This is a genomic window from Kineococcus glutinatus, from assembly GCF_039542765.1.
GTDB classification, from domain to species: domain Bacteria; phylum Actinomycetota; class Actinomycetes; order Actinomycetales; family Kineococcaceae; genus Kineococcus_A; species Kineococcus_A glutinatus.
The window spans coordinates 1-1,393 of the sequence record NZ_BAABIL010000712.1 but is presented as its reverse complement, the minus strand read 5'-3'; the positions used below and the strand labels follow the sequence as shown (position 1 = coordinate 1,393).

The window sequence follows — 1,393 nt, the reverse complement described above, 5'->3', positions numbered from 1 at the left end:
TGGCGCCCGGTCCGGTGCTGGTGGCGGCGGTCACCGCGATCGACCCGCTCGGCGACGGGCAGGAGAACGGCGAGCAGGCGGCCGCGGCCGCCGACGGGGACCCGGCGACGTCGTGGACGTCGCAGCGGTACTCCTCCCCCGCCTTCGGGGGGCTGAAGGACGGGGTGGGGCTGGTGCTCGACCTCGGCGCCGACGCCGACGTGAGCGCGGTGGACGTGCGGGCCGCGGGCTCGGGGGGCCGGGTGGAGCTGCGCGGCACCCCCGGTCCGGCGCTGGACGGCGGCGTCGTGGTGGCGGAGGCGGCCGCGGGCGGCGAGCTGCGCCTGGTGCCGGCCCAGCCGGTGCGCTCGCGCTACCTGCTGCTGTGGTTCACGGAGCTGCCGCAGGGGTCGGACAGCCGCCTCGACGTGGCGGAGGTGCTGGTCACGGGCGTGCCCGTGACGGCGGCCGCGGGGGGCTGAGGTGGCACCCGCTGCGGGGGGTCCCGCGGACGGGCGCACCGACGCCGAGCTGCTCGCCGCGCACGTCGCGGGGGACCCGGACGCCTTCGGGGAGGTGGTGCGCCGCCACCGGGACCGGCTGTGGGCGGTGGCGCTGCGCACCTGCGGCGACCCGGAGGAGGCGGCGGACGCGGTGCAGGACGCGCTGGTGTCGGCGCTGCGGGCGGCGGACCGCTTCCGCGGCGACGCGGCGGTGACGACGTGGCTGCACCGGATCGTGGTGAACGCCTGCCTGGACCGGGCGCGGCGGCGGGCGGTGCGCCCGACGGTGCCGCTGGAGGAGGAGCCGGGCGGTGGTGGGGACGGCCCGCGCCGCGGCGCGGTGGTGGCGGGGGCGCCGGACGCGACCGCGGCGGTGGAGGCCCGCCTGGACGTGGCCGCGGCCCTGCAGCGGCTGCCGGCGCCGCAGCGGGCGGCGCTGGTGCTGGTGGACATGTACGGCGTGCCGGTGGAGGAGGCGGCGGCGGTGCTGGGCGTCGCGGTGGGGACGGTGAAGTCGCGCTGCTCCCGGGGGCGGGCGGTGCTGGCGGGGTTGCTGTCGGGCCGGGCGCGGGAGGACGGGTGAGCGCCCGGGGCGGGGTGCGGACCTGCCGGTGCCGGGCGTGGCGGGGGAACCCGCGGGGGCGGCGTCCCGTCGGAAGGGGGTCGGTGCCGCGCGGGGTGCGCGGGGATGACGTCGGCCGGCGAGCCGGGAGGGGACTGACGTGACGGAGCGGCCCGGGGGGCCGGAGGAGCTGGGCGCGGACCTGCCGGAGCTGGACGCCGCGGGGGCGGAGCGGGTGCGGGCGCTGCTGCGCGCCGCGGCGCCGGTGGGGCCGATGCCCCCGGAGGTCGTGGCCCGGGTCGAGGAGGCCCTGGCCCGTGCGCGCGCGGAGCTGCCCGCGGGGTCGGTG

General features: G+C 81.1%; 2 protein-coding genes and 1 pseudogene. All 3 read left to right on the top strand.

The annotated features are described in order from the left end of the window. Positions 1 to 461 (top strand): annotated as a pseudogene (locus ABEB16_RS20520) (serine/threonine protein kinase); the annotation flags it as partial. 1 nt (position 462) lies between these two features. Continuing rightward, positions 463 to 1,065, top strand: coding sequence for an RNA polymerase sigma factor SigM (sigM, locus tag ABEB16_RS20515; protein ID WP_345714045.1), 603 nt, complete (start codon positions 463 to 465; stop codon positions 1,063 to 1,065). Positions 1,066 to 1,204: 139 nt separating this feature from the next. After that, positions 1,205 to 1,393 (top strand): hypothetical protein (locus tag ABEB16_RS20510; RefSeq protein ID WP_345714044.1); only part of this gene is annotated, 189 nt, incomplete at its 3' end.